1 protein-coding gene is annotated in these 624 nt (G+C 72.0%); it reads right to left on the bottom strand.

Annotated features, from left to right (window positions below; all coding sequences use genetic code 11):
• The coding region (locus AC1DWF_RS35965) for a Bug family tripartite tricarboxylate transporter substrate binding protein (protein WP_476843230.1) at nt 1-611 on the bottom strand (611 nt) is incomplete at its 3' end.
• Nucleotides 612-624: the final 13 nt, after the last annotated feature.

Genomic DNA, 624 nt, shown 5'->3' with positions numbered 1-624 from the left:
CGCTCGAACTCCGCGCCGGCGAGGAAGGCGTTGTCCCAGCCGCGCGTCTCCATCAGCTCCTTCCAGGCCGGCAGGGCCACGAGGTCGGTGATGAAGCTGGTCAGCGCGGCCTTCTGGTTGGCGTTGATGCCGGGCGCGCCGAAGACGCCACGCCAGTTGGCGATCACCACGTCCACGCCGGATTCCCTCAGCGTCGGGATGTTCGGCTCGCTGCGGGTCTCGCCCGTGGTGGCCAGCGCCCGCATCCGGCCCGCCCGGATCTGCTCGGCGAATTCGGAGTAGCCGGAGATGCCGCACTTCACCTGCGCGCCGAGGATCGCCGCCTGGGCCGGCCCGCCGCCGGCGAAGGCCAGATAGCTGCCCTCGCGCGCGCTGCGGCCCAGCGCCCGCAGGATCAGGCCGAGGGTGATGTGGTCGGTCCCGCCGGCGCTGCCACCGGCGACCGATGTGCCGCCGGGATTGCTGCGGAAGGAGTTCAGCAGACCCCCGATGTCCTGGATGTCCGACTGCGCCGGCACCACCACCACGCCGACCTCCTGGGTCATGCGCGCGATCGGCGTGACGCTGGAGAGGCCGACCGGCGAGCGGTTGGTCAGCACCGCGCCGACCATGATGGAGCCCGAC

It is taken from the genome of Aminobacter sp. P4_D5, from assembly GCF_056401815.1.
Note: the sequence above shows the minus strand (reverse complement) of the source record. Positions and strands in the feature narration are given on the sequence as shown.